Origin of the sequence: Lysinibacillus sp. KCTC 33748, assembly GCF_002237755.1 — a bacterium.
Lineage (GTDB): Bacteria > Bacillota > Bacilli > Bacillales_A > Planococcaceae > Lysinibacillus.
Genome location: NZ_MWSJ01000032.1, coordinates 1 through 26,235, shown reverse-complemented (window position 1 = coordinate 26,235; position 26,235 = coordinate 1). Strand labels below are relative to the sequence as shown.

The following is a 26,235-nucleotide window of genomic DNA, read 5'->3' as shown; positions in this document are numbered from 1 at the left end:
TTTGCTATAATCATCTCGTCTTTGAAAAATTCTGAAAGCTGAAGTGGACGTGGGGGAAATGAATCAAATTCATGATGTAAGGGAAAGCATTGTGGAGTATGTGTACGTCATAGTAGGAGCTGCAATTATTGCTATCGGCTTTAATGTATTTTTACTGCCAAATCAAGTAGCTTCTGGCGGAGTAAGCGGAATTAGTACAATTTTAAACGGTTTATTTGGTTGGAATCCTGGCTTAGTACAATATGCATTTAATATTCCATTATTTATAGCAGGTATATTATTACTTGGAAAGAAGTTTGGGATAAAATCGTTTATTGGAACAGTGACATTACCGTTCATTGTATTACTAACGAACAGTTGGAGTCCTTGGACAGATAATCCTTTACTCGGTGCACTATTTGGGGGGATTGTAGTCGGTATAGGAATAGGACTTGTTTTTAAGGGGAATGCTTCTACTGGTGGCACTGATTTACTAGCGCAAATTATTACAAAGTATACTGGAATTACGCTTGGTACAAGTGTACTTTTAATTGATGGGATTATCGCAATTAGTGCAGCAATTGTTTTTGACTTAGAGAAAGGTTTGTATGCCCTGATTGGACTTTATGTCACGACAAAAACGATTGATATTATTCAGCTCGGCTTTAGTCAGTCTAAAATGATTTACATTATTACGATGAAACAAGATGAGGTACGTGATGCCATATATGCCGAGATCAATCGAGGCGTGACAAAGTTGCCTGCAATAGGTGGTTATACTGGGGAAGCTCGACCAGTTTTGATGGTTGTGGTTTACCAAACAGAATTCACAAAGCTGAAACAACTCATTAAAAACGTTGACCCATCAGCGTTTGTGATCGTTTCTAATGCTTATGAGGTGTTGGGAGAAGGTTTCAAACGTGCATAACTTTGGTATAATGTCGGGGAAAGATACTTATTTACTTTGAGGAGGGTCCCTAATGAAAAAGGCAATGTTAACATTAGCTATTGGTTCAGCAATCTTCTTAGCTGCTTGTGGTGGAGGTAAAACGGTAAATGAAGGTTCAAAAACTACTGCACCAGATGGCGAAACAATTGCAATGAAATCTTGTATTACTTGCCATGGTGGTGAACTACAAGGCCAAGGAAATGCACCAAAAATTAATGATGCTGGCTCTCGTTTTTCGGAAGCTGAACTTTTAGATATTATAGAAAATGGTAAAGGTTCAATGCCTCCTGGTATTGTTAAAGGCGAAGATGCAAAAGCAGTTGCTAAATGGTTGGCAACTCAAAAATAAAATGATCATGAAACTAGCGGGGCTGGAGAACCGCTAGTTTTTTTATGTGTAGAAGTGTTTAGTCATGTAGACAGAGTGTAAATATAGTTCTTTTAAACTTAGACATGCTAAAATAAAGTGAAGCTGCAATCAGTAAGCTGATTGCTAGTTGAACCAATCAGGTGTATACAGCTAGTTAATTTCCACGAATAGGAAATTTTACTGACTGTTAACACAGACAAAACATATATTCAATTCCTTTGAATGGAGGCTACAAAACATTGGTCGTAGTATTAACAAGAGACGTTATGGAGAAATTTAAGTTAGAATTGTTAGCTGGTGAGGAAGGAATAGGAAGAACGATTGTTACGAGTGATATTTCAAGACCAGGGCTTGAAATGGCGGGATATTTTACGCATTATCCTGCAAATCGAGTGCAATTGCTTGGAAAAACTGAACTGTCATTTTTTGAAATGTTACCTGCAAATGTGAAACTGGAACGCATGCGTCTACTATGTTCGCAGGATACGCCAGCTATTATTACTTCTCGGGATTTAGAGGTACCGAAGGAACTTATACAGGCGTCCAATGAAAAACATGTACCTGTATTTAAAACACATATGACAACAACGAAATTTTCGAGTAGACTAACAAACTATTTAGAAGGTCGCTTAGCACCAATGACTGCTGCTCATGGAGTTTTGGTGGATATATACGGCATCGGTGTACTCATTATCGGAAAAAGCGGTGTGGGGAAAAGTGAAACAGCACTTGAGCTTGTCAAGAAGGGGCACCGTTTAGTGGCTGATGATTGTGTAGAGATCCGTCAGGAGTCAGAGAACTTTTTAATTGGTAGTCCACCGCCTCTTTTAGAACATTTACTCGAAATTCGAGGCATCGGTATTATCGATATTATGACCCTTTTTGGAGCAAGTGCGGTACGCCCGTACAAGCGTATTACATTAGTGATCGAATTAGAAATATGGGATCCAGAAAAAGTATATGATCGTCTAGGTTTAGAGGAAGAGAAAATGAAAATCATTGATACGGAATTAACGAAGTTAACGATTCCTGTAAGACCTGGACGAAATGTGTCTGTTATTATTGAAGTAGCAGCAATGAATTATCGTTTGAAAAAAATGGGTGTTAATGCAGCCGAAGAGTTTTCTAGACGATTAGATGAGGTGATTTCATCAGCGGATGAATTAGATGATTAATTGTTCGTTAATAGGATACAATAGCCTATATGATAGATGAGAGGAGTTTAAGATGGATTTATTATTATTAGATATTAATCCGATTGCTTTCCATTTAGGACCTATCCCTGTTCGTTGGTATGGGTTACTAATTGTATCGGGTATTATTTTAGCTTATTTTGTTGGACAAAGAGAGGCTGTTAAGAGGGGCCTACCGGAGGAGTTTCTTGCGGATTTATTACTATGGGCTGTTCCTATATCCATAATATGCGCACGTATTTATTATGTAACGATGCGTTGGGATTATTATAGTGAAAACCCGGGGAAGATTATTGAAATTTGGAATGGTGGTATCGCTATTCACGGTGCACTTATTGGGGCATTTTTGACAGGTTACATATTCACTCGTAGAAGAAATATAAGCTTTTTACGAGTAGCAGATATTGCGGCACCGAGTATTTTAATTGGACAGATAATAGGACGCTGGGGAAATTTTATGAACCAGGAAGCTTATGGTGGTCCAGTATCACGTGAATTTTTAGAACAATTAATGTTGCCAGACTGGATTATTAATCAAATGTATATTGAAGAATTAGGAACTTACGTACATCCTACTTTTTTATATGAATCCGTTTGGAACTTCATTGGGCTAATTATTTTACTAGTATTACGCAAAGTAAATTTAAATCGTGGGGAAATATTCTTCAGCTATTTAATTTGGTATTCAATCGGTCGATTCTATATAGAAGGTATGCGTACAGATAGCCTGTATTTAGTAGGGGATTTACGTTCAGCTCAGGTTGTTTCGATCATAGGCATTGTAGTGGGTCTTGGTGCGATTATTTACCGTCGTATAAAAGTAAAACCCGCAGTGAAATATTTAGATAATAAATAGGGGGTTTGAAAAGTGACTGTAAAAGCATTACTATTTGATTTTGATGGCACATTACTCAATACAAATGATTTAATCATTCAAACATTTATGCATGTTTTAAACGAGCGATTTCCCGGGCAATATTCGCCAAAAGATTGCCTGAAATTCCTTGGCCCGTCCCTAAAACAGACATTTAGTGACATTGCCCCTGGTGAAGAGGAAGCAATGATTACAAAATATCGTGAATATAATGAAGCGCATCACGATGAGCTTGTCACTCAATATCCTGATGTGGTCTCAACTTTAGAGCAATTAAAGGATATGGGCATCAAATTAGCGATTGTGTCTACAAAGCGTAATGGGATGATTGACCGCGGATTATCTGTACTAGGAGCAAATCATTTATTTGATATCCGTATTGGCACGGATGATGTGAAAAATGTAAAGCCTAATCCAGAGCCTGTATTGCTTGCGCTTGAACGCCTTGGAGTAAACAAGGAAGAGGCCATTATGATTGGTGACAATTCCCACGATATTGAGGCAGGACATAACGCTGGAGTTAGAGCAGCTGGTGTCGCATGGGCATTTAAAGGTGAGGAATACTTACAGCAATTCAAGCCGGAATATATGTTACATCATATGACGGATTTATTTGAAATTGTGGAAGCGGGGTAAGTGAATGGCACGTAAAACAGAACGCTATCGTGTCGAAGGGGCAAACTCGCTTTGGAATATTTATGACACGGTGTCCTTTTGGAAGGTGATGAAGTGTTTCATTGTCATTCAAATTGGACGCTTCACACCATTTTTACGTGTGAAAAACTGGTTGTATAGAACTTTTTTAAAAATGGACATTGGTGAACAAACTTCCATAGCTTTAATGGTTATGCCAGATACAATGTTTCCAGAACGTATTCACATTGGTGACAATACCGTTATAGGCTTCAATACGACTATTTTGGCGCATGAATATTTAATAGAGGAATATCGTCTAGGAGATGTTCATATTGGCAATGAAGTAATGGTTGGTGCTAATTCAACGATACTACCAGGTGTAACGATAGGTGACGGTGCGATCGTGTCAGCTGCAACCCTTGTACATAAGGATGTGCCTGCAGGCTGTCTAGCAGGCGGCAATCCTATGCAAATTATTTATTCAGCTGAACAAATGGCGGAACGCAAACGCAATGAAGTAGTGGAATGGTCCACGCCAAAAAAATAATAACATCGAAACTGTGCAAGCTTTGCTGTGCACAGTTTTTTTTCGTATGGTCACGTATGAAGTTTAATCGCTTCCCAGGAGTGGCACGTGCTATTTTGCTTTTGCATATAAACTTTTAGTTGGCGTTTTCTTTCGCTGCAGAACTATCTGTTGCTATGGGTTTGCTTTTGTACAGACATGCTGAAGTCCGTTTTATCGTTATAAATTATACATGCTATGTGAAGTGGTTGATTGTAGTGGAGACTGGACACCCCCAGGAAAGCGCCCTGTCGGAACGGAAATCAACCACTCGTTTTACCGAATAGTCATGCTTTATTCAGTTTACCTACACCTTGCTCTGCACAATTTTTGTGTAAAGATTTACTTGTTTAAGGAGAAAAAAGCTTACTCTGTTAATTAAAGTTTAAATTTTTTTATTTTTAAGTATAATTAACAGAATAATCAGTATTGAAATTATTTGATAATTTCGTGGTGTTGCATTGACGGAAAAGAAGAAATAAGTTAGAATTCTTTCATAATCTAATTCTCTAACACTCTAGTGAGTTAAAGTGAATCATAAGGAAGTGTCAAAATGTCGTCGATTAAAATGTTTGAAAAACCACTTGGAATGCGCGATACATTTCCACAAATATTCGAAAAGGTAGAGACTGTTAGAAATACTGGACGAGACTTTTTATGCCGAAGAGGCTATGAATTTATTAAAACACCTGCAGTAGAGTATTTCGATACAGTCGGTAAAGCATCTGCAATAGCCGATGCGCATTTATTTAAATTAGTAGATAGCCAAGGCAACACGTTAGTATTACGACCTGATATGACAACACCGATTGCACGCGTGGCAACCTCGAAACTATTAAAAGAGATGATCCCAGTACGTCTCGCTTATTTTGCTAGCGTCTTTCGAGCACAGGAAGCGGAAGGTGGACGTCCGGCAGAATTTGATCAAATGGGGATCGAGTTAATTGGGGACAATTCTGTATTTGCTGATGCTGAAGTTATTGTGACAGCTATGGAGTTATTAAAGCATTTTGAATTAGTAAATTTTAAAATGACGATCGGTCATGCAGGTATATTAAATTGTATTTTACAAGATTATACAGAAAGCGTTGAACAACAAAATATACTGCGGGCACTCCTTGTGCAACGTAATTATGTAGGATTTGAAGAAGCGGTGGAATCATTTGATTTACCTAAGGCAAAATCCGATGCATTACTGCAATTTATTGAAGAAGCTATGAATGTTAAAGAAATTCAAGATATTGAAAAATACGTGCGGAAAAATGACGCATTAGAATATATGCAGCAGCTCGCTAAACTACTTGAAATTACAAACTTAGCGGATTATATAGCCTTTGATTTTACACTTTCTAGTCATATGAGCTATTACACAGGCATGTTATTCGAAGTGTTTGCTACCGGCAGTGGCTTTCCATTAGGCAATGGGGGACGCTATGACGGATTGCTGGAGGTATTTGGCTCAAAAGTAGGCGCTACAGGATTTAGTATTCGCGTTGATCGCTTATTAGAAACATTGGATGGGCAGTCTGTCGAACGACAAGAAGCTACAGTCGTGTTATTTGAGGAAGAACAATTTGAAGAGGCGATTGCAAAAGTAAAAACGCTACGAGCAGCTGGTAAACAGGCAACCTTGCAGTTAAGGAGTAGCCTTGTTGAAGAAGAAGCATTTTTAGCACACTTCACAGAAGTAGTGGTTGTGGGACAGGAGGACGTTGACGGTGAATGAATTAACGATTGCTATGCCGAAGGGACGCATCTTTGACGAGGCATACGAGATGCTTATAGAAGCCGGCTTTAATTTACCAGAAGAAGTCGAAATGTCCCGTAAATTAATGCTTGAAATTCCAGAAGAGAAAATTCGTTTCATATTAGCAAAGCCAATGGATGTGCCTGTGTACGTTGAACATGGTGTAGCGGATATTGGTATTGCTGGGAAGGATGTTTTGTTAGAACAGCAACGTGAAGTGCATGAGTTATTGGATTTGAAAATAAGTACTTGTTATATCGCTTCAGCAGGCTTACCTAATACGACAATGAATGAAATTGCACCAAGAATAGCGACAAAATATCCTAATATTGCAATGAAATATTATAAGGGTATTGGCGAGCAGGTTGAAATTATTGAGCTAAATGGTTCGATAGAATTGGCACCCATGATTGGCTTAGCAGATCGAATTGTTGATATTGTTTCAACAGGCCGTACGCTGAAAGAAAATGGCTTAGTGGAATATGAATTTATTACAGACGTATCATCACGATTAATTGCCAACCCTGTAAGCTACCGCATGAAGAGTGACCGTATTATCGATCTCGTGAAACGTTTAAAGAAATGTGTTATATAAATCAAGCCTCCTGTTGGAAGGGGCACCTACATGAATTCCTAGATTTAAAGGAGATTAATCCTATGAAAATATTAAAGCTAGAAAAAGGTATTTCCTTAAAGCGACCACTGGAAGGTGGAAATGAGGAACAGTTAAAGGTTGTACACCAAGTATTGAAAGATGTTCGTGCACAAGGTGACGCAGCCATACGTTCTTATACAGAAAAATGGGATGGCTTTGCCCCTGACTATTTACGCGTAACGAAGGAAGAGTTAGAAGAGGGCGCTAATACAATTGATCAACGGCTTTATGCTGATTTAACAGAAGCTACTCAAAATATTCGCCTTTATCACGAGCAGCAAAAGCGTTCAGGTTATCGCATGGAGCTTGCAGATGGTTCATGGCTTGGGCAACGAATTACTGCTCTCGATGCAGTAGGTCTTTATGTTCCTGGTGGTACAGCAGCATATCCATCATCAGTATTGATGAACGTTATTCCTGCACAAGTTGCTGGTGTCAAACGCATTGTGATGACATCTCCAGCAGGTCGCGATGGAAAATTACCTCCAGGTGTACTTGCGGCAGCGCATATTTTAGGGGTAGAAGAAATATACAAAATCGGTGGAGCTCAGGCGATTGCGGCTCTTGCATATGGCACAGAGACAATTTCTCCCGTTGATAAAATTACAGGTCCAGGAAATATTTTTGTAGCATTAGCAAAACGTGAAGTATTTGGTGAGGTAGCAATTGATATGATTGCAGGCCCAAGTGAAATTGCGGTGTTAGCAGATGACACAGCATTTGCTGATGAAATCGCGGCCGATCTTTTATCACAGGCGGAGCATGATAAATTGGCTTGTGCCATTTTAGTAACGACTTCTGAGCAATTGGCTAAAAAAGTAGCTGATGAGGTGGAGAAGCAATTATCGACTTTACCGCGTGAAGAGGTAGCGCGAGCATCGATAGAAAATTTTGGTGCCATTTATGTGGCTGAAACGATGGCAGATGCCATAGATGCGATTAATTCGCTAGCACCTGAGCATTTAGAAATTGTCACAAAAAATGCTGAGGCTGTAGCGGAGCAAGTACGACATGCAGGTGGTATTTTCATCGGTCGTTATAGCTCAGAACCAGTGGGTGATTACTTTGCAGGGACAAATCATGTTCTACCAACGAATAGCACGGCACGCTTTGCAAGTGGTTTAAACGTTGATGATTTTGTGAAAAAATCGAGCGTCGTCTTTTATAGTGAAAAAACTTGGGCAGAAAATGCACCGAAAATTGCACGTCTGGCACGTATGGAAGGTTTAGAGGGTCATGCGCGTGCAGTCGAATCGCGAGGATGGGAAAAGGAGTAGTACTATGACTGAAAAGAAACGATATGCAAAAGTTGAACGTACAACCAATGAAACACAAATTTCGGTTGCCATCAATTTAGATGGTGAAGGAAAGGCGGATATTGAAACGGGTGTTGGCTTTATGGATCACATGCTTGATCTATTTATCAAACATGGGCTTTTTGATGGGACAATACAAGCGAACGGTGATACCTATATAGACGATCACCATACAACAGAAGACCTCGGAATTGTATTAGGCCAAGCTATTCGTGAAGCGCTAGGTGATAAAAAAGGAATAAAACGTTACGGGACAGCATTTGTGCCAATGGATGATGCGCTAGCACAGGTCGTTGTGGATTGCTCGAATCGTCCGCACTTAGAATATCGTGTGCCACCATTGAAGGAAAAGGTCGGTAGTTTTGATACTGAATTAGTACATGAATTTTTGTGGAAGTTTGCACTTGAGGCACGGATGAATGTTCACGTTATCGTACCTTATGGACAAAATACACATCATATTATCGAAGCTATTTTTAAAGCGTTAGCACGTGCCATCGACGCAGCGGTGGAAATAGATCCACGTGTGAAAGGTGTACCATCGACTAAGGGGCTGTTAACGTGAAAATAGGTGTTATTGATTATGGAATGGGGAATTTATTTAGTGTTGAACAAGCCTTAAAACGACTTGGCTGTGAGGTTGTAGTCACGTCTAACGAGACTGAGCTAGATGCAACAGATGCATTGTTGCTTCCTGGTGTTGGGGCTTTTCCAGATGCTATCAAACGTTTAGCTGAAACGAATTTAGATCGATATTTACAGAAGGTGAAAGCTGAAAATCGACCACTTCTCGGAATTTGCTTAGGCATGCAACTATTATTTGAGCAAAGTGAAGAAGTGACCACTACGAAGGGGTTGGGCTTTTTTAAAGGAAGCATTAAACGATTTAGTGGTGAAAACGCAGGGCAGAAGTACCGAGTACCGCATATGGGATGGAATGAGCTCGTAGTAACAGAGCGACCTTTATGGTTAAAGAGTGAAGGAACAGCAAAGCATGTTTATTTTGTGCACTCATTTTATGCGACCGATATTGATGAAACGGAGCTTGTCGCTTATGCGGATTACCGTGGTATTAAAGTTCCTGGCATTGTTGCAAATGGCTCTATTACGGGCATGCAGTTCCATCCCGAAAAGTCAGGTGAACTGGGTGTGTGTTTATTAAAGCAGTGGTTGGAGGGGTTGGCATCATGTTAACAAAGCGCATTATTCCATGTCTTGATGTGAAAGAGGGACGTGTTGTAAAAGGTGTACAGTTTGTGTCATTACGTGATGCGGGTGACCCAGTAGAGCTTGCTAAGTTTTATGATGAGCAGGGGGCAGATGAGCTTGTGTTTCTAGATATCTCGGCATCACATGAAGGCCGTGAAACGATGGTTGATGTCGTCCGACAAACTGCAGCTACATTAGCCATTCCATTCACAGTAGGTGGTGGAATCCGTACATTAGATGATATGAAACGCATTTTACGTGCAGGTGCTGATAAAGTATCCGTGAATACTTCTGCTTTAGAGCGACCGGAGCTGATTAAAGAAGGTTCTGATTTTTTTGGCGCACAATGTATTGTTGTCGCTATTGATGCTCGCTTTAGTGAGGAAGATGCTACATGGATGGTTTATACGCATGGAGGACGAAATAAAACAACATGGCAGGCAACTGAGTGGGCAAAGGAAGCGGTTCGCTTAGGTGCTGGTGAAATTTTATTAACGAGTATGAACCAGGACGGCGAGAAATCAGGTTTTGATTTAGCCTTAACAAAAGCTGTGAGAGAAGCTGTGACAGTTCCTGTTATTGCAAGTGGCGGTGCAGGGAATGCCGACCATTTTTACGAGGTATTAGCTGAAGATGTCGATGCAGATGCAGCACTTGCCGCATCCATCTTCCATTACAAAGAAACGAGCGTAGCACAAGTAAAAGAGTACTTACGTGAAAAAGGAGTGGCAGTAAGATGATGGACAGCATTAAATTTGATGAAAAAGGTCTTGTCACTGCGGTAGTACAAGATGCGAATACGAAAGAAGTACTAACTGTAGCCTATATGAATAAAGAATCTCTAGAAAAAACAATTGAATCGGGAGAAACATGGTTCTTCTCACGTTCACGTCAAGAGCTCTGGCACAAAGGGGCAACTAGTGGCTATACACAAAAAGTTGTATCAATTAAAGCGGACTGTGACGGTGATGCATTAGTCGTGGAAGTAATTCCTGCTGGCCCAGCTTGCCATAATGGAACAACTTCTTGCTTTACAGAAATTATTCAGCAAAATGCCAAAGTCGGATCTGTTGAGATTCTTTCTAAACTTACCAATGTTATTGCGAAGCGTGAGCAAGAAATGCCAGAAGGGGCGTATACTACATATTTATTCGATAAAGGAATCGATAAAATCTGTAAAAAAGTTGGAGAAGAAGCGACTGAGGTTGTTATAGGTGCTAAAAATCGTGATACAGAAGAAGTAAAATGGGAAGCTGCCGATTTAATTTACCATCTACTCGTTTTACTACAAGAGCAAAAAGTAAGTGTTTATGACGTTTTACATGTGTTAGAAAAACGTCATGAGGAGAAATAACGGCATATTGCTTATTGTATGTTATAATAGAAGTTACTGTGTAAAGGAACGTATCATACGTTCCTTATTTCTTGTTTCGGAGGAAATGTATTGGAAAAGAAACGTCAGAAAGAGAATCAAACGAATATAGTGTCGTTCATTCCAACAGGCGACTATTATTATAAAAAATCAATTCAAGCAATGAATAGCGGACAAATGAATAAAGCCTATAAATATTTACAGCGAGCAGTTGATTTAAGTCCTGATGATCCAATGATTTTATTGCAATTAGCGATAGTAGAGTTAGAGGGTCAACGTTTCGAGGAAGCGTATGATCTTCTTCATCGTGCCTATCAGATAGATAAAGAAAATCCAGAAATTATTTTTTACATGGCAGAGGTTTCAGGATGCATTGGTATTATACATGATGCTAAACGCTTTGCAGAGCAATATTTAGAAATAGAGCCAGAGGGTGCTTATGCTGATGAAGCTGCTGAAATATTAGACTTTGTTGATATTGAGCAGGATGACTTTGAAGAGCTTGAAGGTTCTGCTGAAGATTTATATCGGCAGGAGCAAGCAAGACGTTGTATGGAAAAGGGAGATTTCCCTGAAGCTATTAATATGCTAGAAGAGTTAATTGAGGATAGACCAGATTTTTGGTCTGCCTATAATAACTTAGCTCTTGCCTATTTTTATGTTGGTGAAGCAGAGCAGGCGAAGGCTCTTCTAAATAATGTATTACGTGAAAATAAGGGAAATTTACATGCACTATGTAATTTAACGGTGATCGCGTACTATGAAAAAAATGAAGAGGATTTAAAAGATCTTTTAGAAGTACTTGTGAAAATTCAGCCATACTTATGGGAACATCGCTATAAGTTAGGTGCAACATTAGCGCTCGTTGGACAATATGAATTAGCATTTAAATGGTTGCGTAGCATGCAAAAAAGAGGCTATGTAGGCGATGCTGGCTTTTACTTTTGGTTATCTCATGCAGCTTATTTCTCAGGACATGAAGAAATATCAAAGAGTGCATGGGAGCAGCTACTTGAGCTAGATCCTGAAAAAGAAGGCTTTGAACCTTGGCGCCAAGAAGAAAACACGTTTTCACTGGATGCATTAGAGCATGACCGTGATTATATTGTGGAGAAGCTGGAGAGCGATTATACAAGTGAACGCATATTTGGTTTATTTTTACTAAGTTGTACAGCACATAAACAGGAAATTATCGCTCATCCCAAATGGATAGATGTTGACCAATGTAATGCGTATGAAAAGCTGTTCCTAGCTTATGCACTAGGACATCAATTTGATATGAAAAACAAAGTAGAGGCTAGCTTTATACGAGCAGTAAGTGTGTCAGAAATTTTACTAGAACAGTATGGTAAGCTGACGACATTAATTGCACCAATGTTCCAAATGTGGTTTGTACTTTGTGAGCAAGCATTGATAAACAATTATCGTTTTACAAATCCAGCGGCTATTGCAGGAGCAAATGACTATTTATTCCGCTCTTCTCGTAATCTCAAGGTGACAAAAAAAGAAATAGCTCAGCAATACGGAGTATCCGTGTCAACTTTATCGAAGTATATTGATGAAATTTTAACGTTTTTACCAAGTACGAATAATTAGACTGTGAGCAACATAGTTGAATAACTTTTTACTTTCACATACGATGAACATACTGAAGTTATTATCAATGGAGTCTTGGTTACGTCCGAGGCATTATCTTCATTCAGTAGGTGTTTGCGCACCTACTGAATGAAGGTAAAAAAGTATTTGTTTAGGGGGAAGTATTTATGTCAGAAGAAAAAATTTATGATGTTGTAATAATTGGTGCAGGTCCGGCTGGTATGACTGCGGCTGTTTATACATCACGTGCCAACCTTTCAACTTTAATGATTGAACGTGGGATCCCTGGCGGACAAATGGCAAATACAGAAGAAGTAGAAAACTATCCTGGATTTGATACAATTTTAGGGCCTGAGCTATCAACAAAAATGTTCGACCATGCTAAGAAATTTGGTGCAGAATATGCGTATGGCGATGTAACTGAAATTATTGATGGTGAAGAATATAAAACAATAAAATCAGGTGCTAAAGAATATAAAACACGAGCAATTATTATTTCTACAGGTGCGGAGTATAAAAAAATGGGCGTACCTGGCGAAAAAGAACTTGGTGGCCGTGGTGTCAGCTATTGCGCAGTATGTGATGGTGCATTCTTCAAGCAAAAAAATCTTGTTGTCGTAGGTGGCGGAGATTCTGCTGTTGAAGAAGGCGTTTATTTAACTCGTTTTGCTGATAAAGTAACAATTGTGCACCGTCGTGATAAATTACGCGCACAAAAAATTCTCCAAGATCGTGCCTTTGCTAACGAAAAAATTGATTTCATTTGGAATGCAACAGTCAAAGAAATCAATGAAGCTGATGGTAAAGTTGGAAGTGTAACATTACAATCAACTGTAGATGGTACAGAATCAGATTTTGCTACTAATGGCGTATTTATTTACATTGGAATGCTACCATTAACAAAACCATTTGAATCACTAGGTATATTAAATGGTGCCGGTTATATTTTGACAAATGATAATATGGAAACAACAGTACCAGGTATCTTCGCAGCTGGTGATGTACGCGAAAAATCACTTCGTCAAATCGTTACAGCAACAGGTGACGGAAGTATTGCAGCACAAGCCGTACAGCATTATGTGGAAGAATTATTAGAAAAAATTAATGCTTAAAGTGGAGCACTCCTAAAATCTGTTTTTGAATGGATCATCACCAAAAGTTGTGTGGATGACATTTGTTAAAACGTATACTATATAAACAAGTTGATTGGAGCGGAGGCTGGACAGAAAGCGCCCAGCTGAAACGGAAATCAACCCCAGGTTATGGGTATGATCCTCTTGATTAGTTTTTAAGGAAAAATATACAATTTTAATACGGTCTTAATATAGTTGTAACTTGAATGACATATAAAAGGTGTAAGATAAAAAGTGTAATTAGCAATCCCCCTTTTATTTTGTTGAGTAGGTTGTTTCCGCCAAATAAGGTGGAGCAACCTATTTTTGTTGTAAACGGAAATTTTGAATTTTTTTATGGTGAAGTTTCATATGCTTGAATAGAGGTTAAAAATAGGTAGCCACACATGTATCGGTGAAGTTAAAATTGCAATGCCCCTAAAGTTTAGAATTGAGGACAAACCTTGTTTAGTCTTGCTATAATAAAAGGAAGAACGTAAAAGTGATTAGAGGTGTGCCTATGCAAAGAATTGCAAATTTAATAGCCATTAAAGACGATCAAGTATTATTACTTCAGAAGCCGAGACGTGGTTGGTACGTAGCTCCTGGCGGTAAAATGGAGAGCGGTGAGTCGATTTATGAGGCTGCTGTACGTGAATTTAAAGAAGAAACAAATGTCACACCTATAAATGCTCATTTAAAGGGTGTTTATACGATGATTATTAAAGAAAACAATGAGGTAGTGGACGAATGGATGCTTTATACGTTTGTTGCAAAGGATATAGAAGGCATACCGTTTAAAGAAACTAGAGAAGGCAAACTCGCATGGCACCCAGTAGAGGACTTGAAACATTTGCCAATGGCTGAAGGTGATCGTACAAACTTACAATTTGCTATCTCACAATCAGGCGTTCAGTACGGTACATTTGAATATACGACCGATTTTGAATTACTTCATGAGAAAATACAAATATCAATAGAACAATAAAGGAGCTGCATGACAGTGGTGGTTGAAGACCTAAAAGGTAAACATGAATTAGTTATTATTACAGGAATGTCTGGAGCTGGGAAAACAGTAGCTATTCAAAGCTTTGAAGATTTAGGGTATTACTGTATTGATAATTTACCACCAGCGTTACTCACAACATTTTTAACCCTACTAAGGGATTCGGGTAAAAATATTACACGTATAGCAGCTGTCATGGATATGCGTGGCGGCGACTTTTTTGATTCTCTTATTGGCGCCCTCGACCATATGCTTAAAGAAGGAGATATAGTTGCACGAATTTTATTTTTAGATGCAGATGATGCAACGCTAGTTAGACGTTATAAGGAAACAAGACGTGCACATCCTTTGGCTGCAAATGGGTTGCTATTAAATGGCATTAAACGAGAACGTAATCTTTTATCGGAAGTAAAAGGGCGCGCTAAATTTGTTTATAATACATCTAATATGAAGCCAAAAGAGCTACGTGAAAAAATCGCAAAAGAATTTGCAAATGATGCCAATAATATATTCTCAGTAAATATTATGTCTTTTGGATTTAAACATGGTATGCCGATCGATGCCGACTTAGTGTTTGATGTCCGTTTTTTAAAAAATCCATATTATGTAGAAGAGTTACGTCATAAAACAGGATTACAAACAGAGGTATCTTCTTATGTGCTGGCACTTGAGGATACGCAAACACTCATTCAAAAATTGACGGATTTGTTTGAATTTATGATTCCACTTTATAGACAAGAGGGTAAATCGCAACTTGTCATTGCTTTTGGATGTACTGGAGGACAGCATCGCTCAGTAACATTAGCGGAATATTTCGGGGCATATTTAGCTGGGAAGGAAAATACCGTTATTGCGCATCGTGACATCAATCGTAGAAAGGATTGAGTGAATGGGAAAGAAGCGAACAAAGCTTGTTGTAATAGGTGGTGGCACAGGGCTTTCTACCCTGCTGCGAGGCCTCAAGCACCATCCATTTGATATTACTGCAATTGTTACAGTAGCAGATGATGGTGGGTCTTCAGGACGCTTACGAGATGACTATGATATCCCACCACCTGGTGATGTCCGTAATGTTATCGCAGCGTTATCTGATGTCGAGCCGCTTGTAGAGCAAATGTTTCAATATCGATTTTTAGCATCGGAAGATTTACGTGGTCATTCATTAGGTAATTTAATGCTGACGGCTTTAACAGATATTACTGGTGACTTTAACCATGCTATTAGTGAAATGGGAAAGGTTTTAAAGGTGCATGGCCGCGTCATACCAGCTGCTAATAAAAAGATATATTTACATGCCGAACTTGAGGATGGTTCTATCATTGAAGGTGAATCTAAAATTCCCTTTGCTAAAAAACGAATTAGTCGAGTTTTTTTAGTACCTGAAAACGTGCAACCGCTACCAGAGGCTATTCGAGCAATCAATCGTGCTGACTATATTTTAATTGGTCCGGGAAGTTTATATACGAGTATAATTCCAAACCTTCTTGTAAAAGAAATTGGAGAAGCTGTTGTAAAGGCAAAAGGAAGAAAAATTTACGTTTGTAATTTAATGACTCAAAAAGGTGAAACCATTTCCTATACAGCTGGTGATCATGTAAAAGCTTTATATGACCATGTTGGAGACGCATTCATTGATTCTATTTTAGTAAATGATGTAAAGCTTCCTCATCCTGTAAAAGAACTTTATAAGGAAGAGTGTGCTGAGCCAGTAACGTTCGACGTTGCCAAGCTCGAAAGTATGCGATTAGAGGTTATTCAACGAGATATTGCCACGATTCGTCCTGATGGAACGGTTCGTCATAATGCGGCAAACGTTGCGGAATGGCTTGTAGATTATGCAAAAATCTATGAGGCAAAAAGTTAGTGAATTATAAAGCGCTTATTGTATATGATAAGATGGCATATACATAGAACAAAAGGTTGAAAGGAGGGCGTGATATGTCTTTTGCTTCTGAAACGAAAAAGGAATTAACTCAAATAGAAGCGGACAATCATTGTATGAAAGCAGAAGTATCTGCCCTAATTCGTATGAATGGTTCATTATCTTTCGCTAATAAGCAGTTAAGCTTAGACGTACAAACTGAAAACGCTGCAATCGCAAGAAGGCTTTATACGATTATGAAAAAACTATATCCATATAATGTAGAGTTGCTTGTTAGAAAAAAAATGCGTTTGAAAAAAAATAACGTATACATTTGCCGTGTTAGAGAAGGTGCGCGTGAGCTACTAATTGATTTAGAAATCATCTCAGACGACTTTCAATTTAATCATACTATTTCTCGAGAGCTCATTAAAAAGGGTGGCCAAAAAAGAGCATATTTACGAGGAGCATTTTTAGCTGGAGGCTCTGTCAACAATCCAGAAACATCAGCCTACCATTTAGAAATTTATTCATTATATAAAGAACATGGCGAGGCTTTAATGGATTTGATGAATGAATTTGAGCTAAATGCAAAAACAATTGAACGAAAAAAAGGCTTTGTAACTTATTTAAAAGAAGCTGAAAAAATTTCCGATTTCCTTAATATCGTTGGAGCTCATCAAGCAATGATGAAGTTCGAAGATGTCCGCATATTACGAGATATGAGAAATAGTGTTAATCGCATTGTTAACTGTGAAACAGCGAACTTAAATAAAACAATAGGTGCCGCATTACGTCAGGTAGAGAATATCCGATTTATTGAAAATTCAATAGGTCTCGATCAATTACCAGAAAAACTTCGTGAAATAGCGCGATTACGAGTAGAATATCAAGATGTAACACTGAAAGAACTTGGTGAAATGGTATCAAGTGGAACGGTTAGTAAATCAGGTGTCAATCATCGATTACGTAAAATTGATGAGATTGCTGATGCATTAAGAAGTGGCGAAAAAATTGGTGGCTAAATTTTCATACTTTTCAGGTACGTGTTGTTCTTTTGCTAGTAAGTAAGGTAAGATAAAAATAATAAGATGAACGGTAGTAAAGGGGAGTTTTAAGAATGACCGAGAGAAGAGTCCATGTAAAATTGAAATTAGGACTACAAGCTAGACAAGCAGCGCTATTTGTACAAGAAGCAAATCGCTTTAGCGCAGATATCTTTCTTGAGAAAGACGAGAAAAAAGTAAATGCTAAATCCATTATGGGTGTTATGAGCTTAGCCATTGCAAAAGGAACAGAAGTTGTCCTTAGCGGTGATGGTAACGATGCTGAGCAAGCGGTTACAGCATTAGCAGCCCTAATCGAAAAAGAAGATTAATAAAACGTATAATGCAGAAACTGTCCAAGAGGTCACACTTACATATTGGGCAGTTTTTTTGCGTTTTCACATTGAAAAAGCAGGTCCTATTTTTGTTGGATATTTGTACAACTTGAGATGAAGGTCAATGTTATCCTGTATCGATCGTCGACGTGAGGGATAGGAAGATTGAAGTGATAGGGAGTAGAGTCGGAGTCGGAGCGATGGGAGAAAGGGTGAAGTGGCGGAAAGAAAAGTTAAGGTGACGGATGGAAAAGCCGAGGTGACGGAAAGAAGGGCCGAAGCGACGGAAAGAAAGGGCTGCGACGGATGGAAATGCCGAAGCGACGGAAAGAAAGGGTAAAGCGACGGATGGAAATGCCGAAGTGACGGAAAGAAAGAGTATAGCGACGGAAAGAAAGAGTAGAGCGACGGAAGAAAAGGCTGCGACGGATGGAAATGCCGAAGCGACGGTAAGTAAGGGTAAAGCGATGGAAAGAAGAGCCGAAGCGACGGAAAGAACCGCCGAAAACGCGGATAGAAACGCCAAAAACATGGATAGAAACGCCAAAAACATGGATAGAACCGCCGAAAACGCGGATAGAAACGCCAAAAACATGGATAGAACCGCCGAAGTCGCGGATAGAAACGCCAAAAACGTGGATAGAAGATCCAAAGCGACGGATAGAAGAGCCGAATCAAGGGTGGACCCATCAAAGCAAACAAAAAAAGACATCTCAGGAATAAACCTGAGATGCCATTCGTTTTTTTATTTACGGTCGTTGCGATCCATAATTTGGTCGATTAAGCCGTACTCTTTTGCGCGCTCAGCAGTCATGAAGTTATCGCGGTCTGTATCTCTTGCAATGACTTCAAGTGGTTGACCTGTGCGTTCTGATAAAATACCGTTTAATTTTTCACGTAAGAATAAAATACGTTTTGCAGCGATTTCGATTTCAGTTGCCTGACCTTGTGCACCGCCAAGTGGTTGGTGAATCATTACTTCAGCATTCGGTAATGCGAAACGTTTACCTGGTTCACCAGCTGCAAGTAGGAAAGCACCCATAGATGCTGCCATACCAATACAAATTGTTTGTACTTGTGGCTTGATAATTTGCATTGTGTCATAAATTGCCATACCGGCAGTGATTGATCCACCTGGTGAGTTAATATAAAGAAAGATATCTTTATCTGGATCTTCTGCTTGTAGGAATAGAAGTTGAGCAACAATTGAGTTAGCAACGTTGTCGTCAATTGCACTCCCTAATAGGATAATACGGTCTTTTAGTAGTCGTGAATAGATGTCGTACGCACGTTCACCACGACTTGTTTGTTCAATAACTGTAGGAATTAAATTCATGTTAAATCCTCCTTAGAAAACTAAATTCGAATACTTTTGCTGAAAACTTCCATCGCATTCAGCTGTAACCTTATCATACACATTATAGTCAGGGAAGGTCAAATATTAACCCTGTTAAAGTGAAATAAATTAAAATAATTTCGCCTTGTGTTAATTGAAGCAGGCGCTTCGCTTTTACGTAGATAAACAATGCGCCTGAAGCCCGTACATTAACTTCCTTTCTAATGCGTGACATACACTGTAGCTGCGTTTTATTTACTAGGTATTTTGAACTTACTGAATGAAGATAAAAAAAGTTTAAATGTTTTACATTCTATAGTTGAATTTTGAGCAATACGTTTGTATAATGAATAAGATCATAAGTTAAAGTACAGTACACTATTTTGTCAGGTATGCTTCAAATGAGGATTATCTACATCATGCTTTTCGTAAAGCCTAGTGGGTACTTTTTTTTTGTTCAATTGCCCTCGTGGTGTAATGGATAACACGTAAGATTCCGGTTCTTGCACTGGGGGTTCGATTCCCTCCGAGGGCGCCATTTTACTGATTATTTGATATATTTTTATAACTCGAATTCTCCTAATAAGTAGTTTAGCAGCCTGCTTAGTGGAGAAAGAGAGGGAAATTAATGGGAATATTACCTAATAGGCATTATTCCCGTATCTGTTCCTTTCAAACCTTCAAAAGAGCAACAACTCCAAATTATTTTTTAGTGAACATACTGTACGTGAAGACTAGTTATACTAGTCGAAAAAAAAGAATCCTATCTGAGGGGATTCTTTTTTTTGCAAAAAAAGTAACATATGCAATGGGTTTTGACTGTGGAGTTAGAGATTGTGTTGGCTATTTGTCGAAGAGAGAAGCTTTTTGTAATCCGCAAAACGAGCGAGGAAAATTTATAGTTCATTAAATAAGAGCAGCCCCTGTGATGATGCATCACCTATGGGACTGCTCTTGTTTTTTTTTTAATGTAGGGGATTTGTTGTAGTGCCGAACGAATTAAGCATCGTGTTCATATCTTGTTGAGAATATTGTGGTACTTGATAGTAGCCGTGCATATTTTGGTAAATAGATAATTCGTATGCCATTTCAATGCAGTTGGGAATACTATCAGCAACAACACGTCGAACTACAGGGTTTGTAGTTTCAGTTGCTGCAGCAGTCATACATTTTGCTGCTCCTTTTTGAGCACCTAATAGGAAGCCAGAAATTGCTTCGTCGTTGAGCTCGCTTGCATTTTGCATAGGCTTTTTAGGTTGGCCAGGATTTAATCCATATTTGAAATCATTGCCTGTCTCCATTTGATAGCGTCCTGTAGGTACGGAAGGATCATGCCCTGTATTAAATGATTCCACAATTGTGTTATACATACCTAATGTGAAATTATATTGGCGATCCAAAATGCTAAGTAACTCAGGATCCTTAACATGTTGACGTAAAAAGATCGATTGATTCATTCCAGCAATAATTTCGCCAATTGTTTCATGCATGTCCATTAGTTCATGTCCACCATGATTTAGGCTTTGTTGTTGGTTGAATGATGTTTGGTTTGATGATTCATTTTGAAACGATTGTGTCAAAAAAAGCGCCTCCTATATATCATAGTTTTGTTACATATTAAGTATGGCACGTTAGACAAATTTCATACGGTATTGATGCGTTTGCATATAAGTAGAATAGTGATGTTTTTTTGTTGCATATTAGTGGTAATGAAAAGAATGGCTCATCGTCAAAATAAATAGTATTTCTGATTTTGAGTGATAGCTAAAAGAAAGCGAAGGTGGTTTTAAAGTTGAAAAAAATATTTGGACCTATCGGAATTATCGTTATTATTTTAGTTGTATTGTCCTTACTATTTATACCAAAATACAATAGCCTTGTAACGGCTGAGGAGGGCGTAGATTCGAAATGGGCTCAGGTTGAAAATCAGCTACAACGTCGCTACGATTTGATTCCGAACTTAGTAGAATCTGTAAAAGGATATGCCAACCATGAAAAAGAAGTTATCGCTAGCATTACAGACGCACGTGCACAAATGGGAAGTGCTCAAAGTCCAAAGGAGCAAGCGGTTGCCAATGATGCATTGAATGGAGCACTTAGTCGATTGCTAGTAGTTGTAGAAAATTATCCGAATTTAAAGGCAGATGCAAACTTCCGTCAATTAATGGATGAATTAGCGGGGACAGAAAACCGTTTAGCTGTTGCCCGAGAAGATTATAACAATGAAGTGCAGGCTTTTAATAAAACAGTCAAACGTTTCCCAGGTAATTTAATTGCGGGGATGTTTGGCTTTGAACAGAAGGAATATTTTAAAGCTGCTGCCGGTGCTGAAAAGGCACCATCTATAGATTTTAGCGGTTCAGGTAAACAATAATGAAACGGTTGATGACCCAACTTGCTATTGTTGGCTTCCTATTTATTTTATCTATTAGAACAGCAGATGCCACAATGCCAACACCGATGAAAAATACGTATATTCATGATTTTGCTAATGTTTTATCTGCCTCTGTAGAGGAAGAACTCAATCGTTACTCAGAGCAGCTAGATAAAGGTACAAGTGCTGAAATTATGGTCGTAACAGTAGATAATATTAATGGCCAAGAGCCAAAAATGTATGCAACAAAAATGATTCGCTCTTGGGGTATTGGTGATGCCCAAAAAAATAATGGTGTGTTAATCTTAGCAACGTTTGGGCAGGGAAAAGGCAATAATGATGTTGTTATTGCAGTAGGTCAAGGCCTTGAAGGGGCATTACCTGATGGCAAACTGGGGCGCATTTTAGATGATGCGTTTTATCCAAATGTAGGTGCTGAAAATATGGATAAGGCATTTAAAGCAACGTATGCGGAAGTATTTCAAAATGTCGCGCAAGAGTACGATTGGGATGGAGAGGTGCCTGAAAATACAGCAGACAGTGAAGGAATGCCAACGTGGATAATTATTTTAATCGTTATCATAGTAATTGTTGTATCAAAAGGTAGAGGGGGAGGGCCTCGTTCAGGTCGACGTGGCGGTTATCCAGGTGGTTTTGGTGGCGGCTTTGGCAGTGGCCGCTCTGGAGGAAGTGGCTTTGGTGGATTCGGAGGAGGCTCATCTGCTGGTGGTGGAGCAAGTCGGAAATTTTAACTTCTTTCTGAATCTAGACGAATTATGCTGAGGCGATTGATTATTATATTCAAAAAAGTGAACTACAAATGAGTTCACTTTTTTACTGGTTTAAAAGTTCTAACAATCTAACGTGTATTGATATGGAGTAACCACTTTGAATAAAAGACTTTTATCAGCATCATTAGCAGTTAGTTTAACAACATCAGCTGTTAATCCTGTAACTATGAAGGAAGTTTATTGCACAGTCCTTTTATTATTGAAAGTAAAAACTCATGAATACGCCTTATGAAAAGTTTTATGCTACAAGAAGTAATGGGGAGTTCGTTCAGTCATCAGTTGTTTGCACCTTTGATGACGAATACATACAGACTGTTTATCTACTCATGTATTCAGTTGATTTCATACCTTTTAATCTAGTGAACCAGAAAATTGACAAACATACAGAAGTTGGTTTAAATTTGTTGTATTGACAAAAAAATGTATGACACGAACTGATAATAGGAGGGAATCGTTTTGAATAAAAGATTTTTATCAGCATCATTAGCGGTTATTTTAACGACATCTGCTGTCATTCCTGTATCTATGCAGGAAGTGCGCGCGGCCAATGAAACTAGTAGTCAAGTAGAAGTAAGAGAGGAACGTCTATCAGCTAAGGAGTTTTTAGATTTAACGGTAACAGCTCTTACGTTCCAGCATGGATCTGAAACAATGCGTCAGCAAATCATTGATACGTGGGTAAAAGGCGCAGAATTAAAAGATTTAAGTGTCAATATTAAACGTGATGAAGTGGCACGTGTTTTAGTAAGAGCTTTAAATAAAGAAGAAAAAGAAGCAACACTTGCCGAGTATCAAGAAAAAGCAAATAAGCTTGGTTTATTTAACGGTCTTTCGAATAGTGAAACGATTACTAAACAAGATGCGGTCAAAATTTTAAACAATGCTAAAAATGTGAAAAACGCTGTCAGTAATAAAGGCGTGAAAGAAATTTCTGTAGAAGATTTCATGAAAAACCCTGGAAGCGTTGGCTATCAACTTTCACCAGACGGAAATTACATTACTTATAACTCTGCGTGGAAAAATCGTTCAAATGTGTACGTAAAGAAAATGAATGATGATAGTGAGCCAGTACGTGTATCTAGCTCAAAGGACCGTGATATTGCCGGGTCATTCTGGAAAGATAATAATTTACTATATTTAAAGGATAAAGGTGGCGATGAAAACTTCCACATTTATTCAACAAAATTTAATGGTAATAAGGAAAAAGATTTAACTCCTTATCCAAATGTAACAGTTAGGTTCTTAAGTGATTTACAGGGCGTTAAAGACGAAATCCTTATTACGATGAATAAAGAAGATGCAAAGGTCTTTGATGTATACAAGCTTAATGTGAAGACTGGAAAAACTACACAAGTTGCTAAAAACCCAGGTAATATTTCGAGTTGGTTAGCAGATCATGATGGAAAAGTACGTATGGCAGTTACCTCAGATGGTGTAGAAGGAACTATCCTTTACCGTGACTCAGAGAAAGACGAATTCAAGCCATTTATTGAAATGAAAGCAGGAGATGAAGTAATGCCAATTGCTTTCTCTAAAGACAATAAACATATTTTTGCAACTTCTAATAAAGGAAGAGATAAAGTAGAAGTGGTTAAATATGATTTGAAAGGTAATGAAGAAGTAATTATGTCCAACTCAGAAGTGGATGTAATAGGTGTATTATATAGCCCTGAGAAAGATAAATTATTATACGGTGGATATATAACGGATAAAGTACACTATCAATTCTTTGACAAGGACTTTGAAAAACTATTCCGTAAAATTCAAAACAAATTAGGAGTTCATGAAAGTGAATTAAGTATTAATGATTACAATAAAGAAATGACAAAATTTATTGTTAGTGTTTCTAGTGACACTGTTTACGGAAAATATTATTATTACGATTCAACAATAGATAAAATGACAGAAATGGGAACATTAAGCCCTTGGTTAAAACAAGAAGAGCTTGCAGAAATGCATCCAATTTCATATAAAAGTCGAGACGGTCTAACAATTAACGGTTATTTAACATTACCAAAAAACAAAGAGGCTAAAAATCTGCCACTTATCGTCAATCCACATGGTGGACCATGGGGACGTGATATGTGGGGCTTTAATCCTGAGGTGCAACTACTAGCAAATCGCGGTTACGCAGTACTACAAATGAATTTCCGTTCTTCGACTGGATACGGTAAAAAGTTCCTTGAGGCTGGTAATAAGCAGTGGGGTCTCAAAATTCAAGATGATATTACGGATGGTGTACAATGGGCAATCAACCAAGGTATTGCAGATCCAAAACGAATCGGAATTTACGGTGCATCCTTTGGGGGTTATGCAACTTTAGCAGGTATCACTTTCACACCAGATCTATATGCAGCGGCAGTTGATTATGTGGGTGTATCGAATATCTTTACGCTATTAAATACAATTCCTCCATACTGGGAAACAATGCGTGAAATGTTATATGAGCGAGTAGGACATCCAGTGAAGGATAAAGAGCTATTAACAGCAGTTTCACCTGTCTTCCACGTGGATAAAATTAAAACACCATTATTCGTCGCTCAAGGTGCAAATGATCCGCGTGTAAACAAAGCTGAATCTGATCAAATTGTTGAAGCGTTACGTGCAAGAGGCGTCGATGTAGAATACATGGTGAAGGATAATGAAGGCCATGGTTTCCATAATGAAGAAAATAGAATCGAATTCTACAATGCAATGCTGAAATTCTTAGATAGCCATCTGAAAAAATAATATGTATGAAAGAAGACTGTGCAGGAAGTATGACCTTGCACAGTCTTTTATAGTTAGAACCCTAATAGAATAATCCATATATCCGATAATTTTGTTATTTTAGGGATAGGAAAAGTCAGAACCATTTTAATAATGGGTGCTATTTCTCGATAAATTGTGTATAGATAGCTGATTCGTTTTATAATAGCTCATAAGGGAGGTGCTGTAATTGAACGTGAAATTTTTTAGTCGAGCTAATTGTGGGCTATGTGTAGAGGGACTGCATACATTAAAGCTTGTACAGGAAGATATAGATTTCGATTTAGAAATTATCGATATTGAAGAAGATGAGAGCATACATGAAAAGTATATGCTCATGATTCCGGTAGTAGAAAAAGATGGGCAAGTAATACAATACGGCAATTTGGATTACCCAACACTTATGGAGCATTTATGTAGCGAATAACAAAGGAGGAACCTTGTATAAATCAACATACACAGAGCGTGGAAACGAATATGCTTAAAAAATTCGCTTCCTTCTAAGAGGTTAATTATTTATGTAGACCTAATTATAGTACCCTTATGATGTGTTCCTTTAATTGAAAGGGTTGATTCTATTTAATAGTATGATTTAGCTGTTGTTAAATCTACTGTATTGAAAAATTGTTTAAACGTGTTGACAGGTGAAAAGTAATCGTGATATATTATTATTCCTGTCACTTCGACAGTAAAAAACATTTCAAAATAGGTTTGACAAACATATTGATATTTTGATAGAATAAAGTCCTGTCACATTGACAGTGAAAAAACACTTCAAAATAGTTGTTGACAAACATATTGATATTTTGATATAATTATTTTTGTCGCTAGTCGACAATGAAACATGAACCTTGAAAACTGAACAAGCAAAACGTAATCAATAAAGTTTTCAGTAGCTAACCTTGAGTTAGTGAACGAAACAAAATTTTGGACATCAAACATGATGCCAGCAAAACAATTTGAGCTAATCAAATTTCTTTTATGGAGAGTTTGATCCTGGCTCAGGACGAACGCTGGCGGCGTGCCTAATACATGCAAGTCGAGCGAACAGAGAAGGAGCTTGCTCCTTTGACGTTAGCGGCGGACGGGTGAGTAACACGTGGGCAACCTACCTTATAGTTTGGGATAACTCCGGGAAACCGGGGCTAATACCGAATAATCTATT

The 26,235-nt window shown here is 38.3% G+C and carries 27 protein-coding genes, 1 tRNA gene and 1 rRNA gene; 26 read left to right on the top strand and 3 right to left on the bottom strand.

Annotated elements, in window-relative coordinates; all coding sequences use genetic code 11:
* Positions 1 to 58 precede the first annotated feature (58 nt).
* The 20 genes from B1B04_RS23580 (at position 59) to B1B04_RS23485 (ending at position 17,818) form a co-directional block, all read left to right on the top strand.
* Positions 59 to 907, top strand: coding sequence for a YitT family protein (locus B1B04_RS23580; RefSeq protein WP_079563783.1), 849 nt, complete (start codon positions 59 to 61; stop codon positions 905 to 907).
* A 52-nt stretch (positions 908 to 959) separates the two neighbouring features.
* Positions 960 to 1,277, top strand: a complete 318-nt coding sequence (cccB, locus tag B1B04_RS23575) for a cytochrome c551 (RefSeq protein ID WP_079563782.1) — start codon at positions 960 to 962, stop codon at positions 1,275 to 1,277.
* A 260-nt stretch (positions 1,278 to 1,537) separates the two neighbouring features.
* Positions 1,538 to 2,473: an HPr(Ser) kinase/phosphatase gene (gene hprK / locus B1B04_RS23570; RefSeq protein WP_079563781.1), complete on the top strand. Its 936-nt coding sequence runs from the start codon at positions 1,538 to 1,540 to the stop codon at positions 2,471 to 2,473.
* 52 nt (positions 2,474 to 2,525) lie between these two features.
* Positions 2,526 to 3,347 (top strand): prolipoprotein diacylglyceryl transferase, encoded by an 822-nt coding sequence (gene lgt, locus B1B04_RS23565; RefSeq protein WP_079563780.1) that lies wholly within the window; start codon positions 2,526 to 2,528, stop codon positions 3,345 to 3,347.
* Positions 3,348 to 3,359: 12 nt separating this feature from the next.
* Entirely contained in the window at positions 3,360 to 4,001 is a 642-nt protein-coding gene (gene ppaX / locus B1B04_RS23560; RefSeq protein WP_079563779.1) for a pyrophosphatase PpaX, read from the top strand.
* 4 nt (positions 4,002 to 4,005) lie between these two features.
* Positions 4,006 to 4,548 (top strand): acyltransferase, encoded by a 543-nt coding sequence (locus B1B04_RS23555; protein ID WP_079563778.1) that lies wholly within the window; start codon positions 4,006 to 4,008, stop codon positions 4,546 to 4,548.
* Positions 4,549 to 5,119: 571 nt separating this feature from the next.
* Positions 5,120 to 6,292, top strand: a complete 1,173-nt coding sequence (locus B1B04_RS23550; protein ID WP_079563777.1) for an ATP phosphoribosyltransferase regulatory subunit — start codon at positions 5,120 to 5,122, stop codon at positions 6,290 to 6,292.
* Positions 6,285 to 6,908 (top strand): ATP phosphoribosyltransferase, encoded by a 624-nt coding sequence (hisG, locus tag B1B04_RS23545; protein WP_079563776.1) that lies wholly within the window; start codon positions 6,285 to 6,287, stop codon positions 6,906 to 6,908. Before B1B04_RS23550 ends, hisG begins: the two co-directional genes overlap by 8 nt.
* Positions 6,909 to 6,970: 62 nt before the next feature.
* Entirely contained in the window at positions 6,971 to 8,245 is a 1,275-nt protein-coding gene (hisD, locus tag B1B04_RS23540; RefSeq protein WP_079563775.1) for a histidinol dehydrogenase, read from the top strand.
* Between the two features lie 4 nt (positions 8,246 to 8,249).
* The gene (hisB, locus tag B1B04_RS23535) at positions 8,250 to 8,849 is read left to right on the top strand and encodes an imidazoleglycerol-phosphate dehydratase HisB (RefSeq protein ID WP_079563774.1); all 600 of its coding nucleotides are present in this window, start codon (positions 8,250 to 8,252) and stop codon (positions 8,847 to 8,849) included.
* The gene (gene hisH, locus B1B04_RS23530; protein WP_079563773.1) at positions 8,846 to 9,478 is read left to right on the top strand and encodes an imidazole glycerol phosphate synthase subunit HisH; all 633 of its coding nucleotides are present in this window, start codon (positions 8,846 to 8,848) and stop codon (positions 9,476 to 9,478) included. The genes hisB and hisH overlap by 4 nt, the downstream gene beginning before the upstream one ends.
* Complete coding sequence (hisF, locus tag B1B04_RS23525) at positions 9,472 to 10,233, top strand: imidazole glycerol phosphate synthase subunit HisF (RefSeq protein ID WP_079563772.1); 762 nt, start codon at positions 9,472 to 9,474, stop codon at positions 10,231 to 10,233. The genes hisH and hisF overlap by 7 nt, the downstream gene beginning before the upstream one ends.
* Positions 10,230 to 10,847, top strand: coding sequence for a bifunctional phosphoribosyl-AMP cyclohydrolase/phosphoribosyl-ATP diphosphatase HisIE (gene hisIE, locus B1B04_RS23520; RefSeq protein WP_079563771.1), 618 nt, complete (start codon positions 10,230 to 10,232; stop codon positions 10,845 to 10,847). Before hisF ends, hisIE begins: the two co-directional genes overlap by 4 nt.
* A gap of 90 nt (positions 10,848 to 10,937) precedes the next feature.
* On the top strand, positions 10,938 to 12,461 hold the full coding sequence (locus B1B04_RS23515; protein WP_079563770.1) for a tetratricopeptide repeat protein: 1,524 nt from the start codon (positions 10,938 to 10,940) through the stop codon (positions 12,459 to 12,461).
* A 167-nt stretch (positions 12,462 to 12,628) separates the two neighbouring features.
* The gene (gene trxB, locus B1B04_RS23510) at positions 12,629 to 13,573 is read left to right on the top strand and encodes a thioredoxin-disulfide reductase (protein WP_079563769.1); all 945 of its coding nucleotides are present in this window, start codon (positions 12,629 to 12,631) and stop codon (positions 13,571 to 13,573) included.
* Positions 13,574 to 14,093: 520 nt separating this feature from the next.
* Entirely contained in the window at positions 14,094 to 14,561 is a 468-nt protein-coding gene (locus B1B04_RS23505) for an 8-oxo-dGTP diphosphatase (RefSeq protein WP_079563803.1), read from the top strand.
* A 9-nt stretch (positions 14,562 to 14,570) separates the two neighbouring features.
* Positions 14,571 to 15,464: an RNase adapter RapZ gene (rapZ, locus tag B1B04_RS23500; protein ID WP_079563768.1), complete on the top strand. Its 894-nt coding sequence runs from the start codon at positions 14,571 to 14,573 to the stop codon at positions 15,462 to 15,464.
* Positions 15,465 to 15,468: 4 nt separating this feature from the next.
* On the top strand, positions 15,469 to 16,443 hold the full coding sequence (locus B1B04_RS23495; protein ID WP_079563767.1) for a gluconeogenesis factor YvcK family protein: 975 nt from the start codon (positions 15,469 to 15,471) through the stop codon (positions 16,441 to 16,443).
* A 74-nt stretch (positions 16,444 to 16,517) separates the two neighbouring features.
* Positions 16,518 to 17,465, top strand: coding sequence for a DNA-binding protein WhiA (gene whiA, locus B1B04_RS23490; RefSeq protein ID WP_079563766.1), 948 nt, complete (start codon positions 16,518 to 16,520; stop codon positions 17,463 to 17,465).
* A 95-nt stretch (positions 17,466 to 17,560) separates the two neighbouring features.
* Entirely contained in the window at positions 17,561 to 17,818 is a 258-nt protein-coding gene (locus tag B1B04_RS23485) for an HPr family phosphocarrier protein (RefSeq protein WP_053485816.1), read from the top strand.
* 130 nt (positions 17,819 to 17,948) lie between these two features.
* Here the strand turns inward: B1B04_RS23485 and B1B04_RS25475 are convergent, their stop codons facing one another.
* Positions 17,949 to 18,416 carry a hypothetical protein gene (locus tag B1B04_RS25475; RefSeq protein WP_205756648.1) on the bottom strand — a complete coding sequence of 156 codons (468 nt, stop codon included), beginning with the start codon at positions 18,414 to 18,416 and terminating at the stop codon, positions 17,949 to 17,951.
* 150 nt (positions 18,417 to 18,566) lie between these two features.
* Positions 18,567 to 19,157, bottom strand: a complete 591-nt coding sequence (gene clpP, locus B1B04_RS23480; RefSeq protein WP_079563765.1) for an ATP-dependent Clp endopeptidase proteolytic subunit ClpP — start codon at positions 19,155 to 19,157, stop codon at positions 18,567 to 18,569.
* Between the two features lie 463 nt (positions 19,158 to 19,620).
* Between clpP and B1B04_RS23475 the strand changes: the two genes are divergently transcribed.
* Positions 19,621 to 19,695: transfer RNA gene (locus tag B1B04_RS23475), tRNA-Arg, on the top strand.
* A 427-nt stretch (positions 19,696 to 20,122) separates the two neighbouring features.
* Here the strand turns inward: B1B04_RS23475 and B1B04_RS23465 are convergent.
* On the bottom strand, positions 20,123 to 20,737 hold the full coding sequence (locus B1B04_RS23465) for a spore coat protein (protein WP_079563763.1): 615 nt from the start codon (positions 20,735 to 20,737) through the stop codon (positions 20,123 to 20,125).
* 212 nt (positions 20,738 to 20,949) lie between these two features.
* Between B1B04_RS23465 and B1B04_RS23460 the strand changes: the two genes are divergently transcribed.
* From B1B04_RS23460 to B1B04_RS23440, 5 genes are all read left to right on the top strand, one after another.
* Positions 20,950 to 21,531, top strand: coding sequence for a LemA family protein (locus B1B04_RS23460; RefSeq protein ID WP_079563762.1), 582 nt, complete (start codon positions 20,950 to 20,952; stop codon positions 21,529 to 21,531).
* Positions 21,531 to 22,283: a TPM domain-containing protein gene (locus B1B04_RS23455; RefSeq protein WP_079563761.1), complete on the top strand. Its 753-nt coding sequence runs from the start codon at positions 21,531 to 21,533 to the stop codon at positions 22,281 to 22,283. The genes B1B04_RS23460 and B1B04_RS23455 overlap by 1 nt, the downstream gene beginning before the upstream one ends.
* Before the next feature lie 495 nt (positions 22,284 to 22,778).
* Entirely contained in the window at positions 22,779 to 25,052 is a 2,274-nt protein-coding gene (locus tag B1B04_RS23450) for an alpha/beta hydrolase family protein (RefSeq protein ID WP_079563760.1), read from the top strand.
* A gap of 208 nt (positions 25,053 to 25,260) precedes the next feature.
* Positions 25,261 to 25,497, top strand: a complete 237-nt coding sequence (locus tag B1B04_RS23445) for a glutaredoxin family protein (RefSeq protein WP_079563759.1) — start codon at positions 25,261 to 25,263, stop codon at positions 25,495 to 25,497.
* A gap of 551 nt (positions 25,498 to 26,048) precedes the next feature.
* A 16S ribosomal RNA gene (locus B1B04_RS23440) occupies positions 26,049 to 26,235 on the top strand; the annotation flags it as partial.